Annotated in this window: 3 protein-coding genes; all 3 read left to right on the top strand. The window is 61.3% G+C overall.

The features are described from left to right. Positions 1–80 precede the first annotated feature (80 nt). From MKD50_RS30220 to tnpC, 3 genes are read left to right on the top strand one after another with little or no spacing between them, the layout of a single operon-like run. Complete coding sequence (locus MKD50_RS30220; protein WP_252669751.1) at positions 81–581, top strand: transposase; 501 nt, start codon at positions 81–83, stop codon at positions 579–581. Further along, positions 557–907, top strand: coding sequence for an IS66 family insertion sequence element accessory protein TnpB (gene tnpB, locus MKD50_RS30215; protein WP_252669749.1), 351 nt, complete (start codon positions 557–559; stop codon positions 905–907). Before MKD50_RS30220 ends, tnpB begins: the two co-directional genes overlap by 25 nt. 31 nt (positions 908–938) lie before the next feature. Next, complete coding sequence (tnpC, locus tag MKD50_RS30210) at positions 939–2,519, top strand: IS66 family transposase (RefSeq protein ID WP_252669753.1); 1,581 nt, start codon at positions 939–941, stop codon at positions 2,517–2,519. Positions 2,520–2,599: the final 80 nt, after the last annotated feature.

The following is a 2,599-nucleotide window of genomic DNA, read 5'->3' as shown; positions in this document are numbered from 1 at the left end:
GTAAGCGGTCCATCATCGGCGTCTATCAACTGGTGATCTGAATGCGGATGATGTTCTCCACCAACCCCAGGAGAACATCGATGATTGAATCCCCGGAACTGAAGGTTGTGAGCAGCAACAGCAGAGGCCGCAAGCGCTACGACAAGGCTAGCAAGCGGGCGCTGGTCGAGGCTTGCCTGATACCTGGTGTCTCCATCGCGCGCCGTGCACAAGACAGTGGCGTGCATGTCAGCTTGCTACGCAAATGGATCGCGCAGTATCTGCTGGAACGTGAGCGCTCGGCGGGCGAGTTGGCGATGGCTGTCGGGCAAGACGCAGATTTGCCAGAGCGGCTGGAGGATTCTGTTGCACAGGCGGGAATGATGGCCCAGGAACGGCCATCGGCATTCGCGGCTGTGCACGCTGTATCGGCACCGGCAGGATCGCTAGCCGTTGCGGACCGGGCCTGTTCGGCCCTGGCGCTGCATGTGCGATTGCCCAATGGGGTCGAGCTGGATCTGAGCCCGGCAGATCTCGAAGGGCTGACGACGATTGTCCAGATGCTGGGGAGGATGCCGTGTTCCGGTTCGACGATGGCCTGAAGGTATTCTTGCATCGGGATCCGGTGGACTTCCGCTTGGGCATCAACGGGCTATCGATTCTGGTCGAGCAAGCGGCGCGCCTGAACCCTCTGGATTCATCGCTCTACGTATTCGGCAATCGCCGGCGCGACCGGATCAAGATCCTCGGCTGGGATGGCACCGGCTTCTGGCTGTTCCTCAAGCGATTGGAGGCGGATCGATTCGTATGGCCTGACACGGCCGACATCGTCAAGCTTACCGTCGAGCAGTTGCACTGGCTGCTCGACGGCATCGACATTGCTGTCGTCAAGAAACACCCGCAGCGTTTTTATTCCCGCGCAAGCTGAACTGCACACGGGCATGTCGGTCCAAGTCGACATGCCCATCAGCATCTCGATCACCACCGAGGAACTTCAGGAATTGCTGGCCACGCGCGAAGCGTATGGCCAGCTTCAGCACGACCATGAAGTGCTGCGCAGCGAGTTACGTCTCGTGAGCGCAGAGCGTGATCTGGCAGAGGAGCGCCTGCGCGCCTATCGTCGCGAACTGTTCGGCGCCAAGAGCGAAGCGCGAGATGCGGGCCAACTCGGGCTATTCAACGAAGCTGAAGCACTCGCGTCCAACGCGCCCCCTGCGCAGGAAGACACGCTTGGGACGAAGGTCGCCGCACACACCCGCAAAAAGCGTGGTCACCGCAAGCCGCTGGACCCCAATCTGCCGCGCGAAGTGGTACGTCACGATCTGCCTGAGTCCGAGCGCTTCTGTGCAAACGATGGCCATGCGCTGGTCGAGATCGGTGTCGAGATCAGCGAACAGTTGGACGTGATCCCGGAGCAGGTTCGTGTCATCCAGCACCAGCGCGTCAAGCGCGCCTGCCCGTGCTGCGACCTGGGCATCAAGGTGACGCCAGCACCGCCGCGGATCATTCCCCGCGGCCTGTTCACGGAGTCGGCACTGGCCTGGATTGCCACGGGCAAGTACCAGTTCGGCATGCCCCTATATCGCCAGGCCGGCTTGCTGCGCCGCTTCGGTGGCGACATCTCGTCGAACACGATTGCCGCGAGCATGGTTCGTGTCGGTCTGGCCACGCAGCCGGTGATCAACCTGATGTGCGACCACGTACTCGACGCCGAACTGATTTACTGCGACGAGACGACCTTCCAGGTCCTCAAGGAGAAAGATCGCCGGCCACAGACCAAGAGCCAGTTGTGGTGCATGATGACCGGATCGGGGCCGGCGATTCGGCTGTTCATCTATACCCCCGGTCGCGGCCACCAGCAGGGGCAGCCACTGTTCGAGGGCGTGCGCAAAGGCGCGGCCCTGATGACCGATGGCTACTCGCTCTACAACGGCATCGCGCACGATCACCAACTCGTCCATCTCGGATGCTGGACGCACGTGCGACGCGGGTTCGTGAAGGCCGAGGCCAGCGTGCCCAAAGCCGCGCGAACGCCAGATCTGCTGGCCACACGCTTCATCGTGCTGATTGGCAAGCTGTATTTAGCCGAGGCGCGAAGTGCGGATTGGGGGGCCGAGCGACGACAACGACTGCGGCGACGCTACAGTACTCATGTGCTCGGCGTCATCCGCAAACTGATGCTCGAGCAAATGCCCGCTGTCGTACCCGGTAGCCTGCTTGGGAAGGCGCTGCAGTACATGCACGGGCAGTGGCCAAAGTTGGTGCGCTACGTCGAGAACGGTGACTGGCCGATCTCGAACAACCCCTGTGAGAATGCAATCCGGCCATTCTGCGTAGGACGCCGCAGCTGGTTGTTCTCAGACACTGTCGACGGAGCGAATGCCAGCGCCAACCTGTACTCCCTCGTGGAGACCTGCAAGGCCAATGGCATTGATCCCTATCGGTATCTCCTCTGGTTGTTCCAACGGCTTCCGCTCGCGAAGACCGTCGACGACTACGACGCGCTTCTACCCTGGATGATGCCGGCCAATCTGCGCTGAACAGCGCGACGTATCACACCTCCAGCACCTCCAGCACCATCTGACTTCTCTCTGAGAGGCGTGGTCTATGGATCGCATAC

Origin of the sequence: Cupriavidus mimosae, assembly GCF_023952485.1 — a bacterium.
Taxonomy (GTDB): Bacteria; Pseudomonadota; Gammaproteobacteria; order Burkholderiales; family Burkholderiaceae; genus Cupriavidus; species Cupriavidus taiwanensis_C.
The sequence above is the reverse complement of the archived record's forward strand: the minus strand, read 5'-3'. Positions and strand labels throughout refer to the sequence as shown.

Bases quoted from the DNA above. Each gene is read 5' to 3' on its own strand.
- tnpC (WP_252669753.1), top strand. From the start codon at position 939: ATGCCCATCAGCATCTCGATCACCACCGAGGAACTTCAGGAATTGCTG.
- MKD50_RS30220 (WP_252669751.1), top strand. From the start codon at position 81: ATGATTGAATCCCCGGAACTGAAGGTTGTGAGCAGCAACAGCAGAGGC.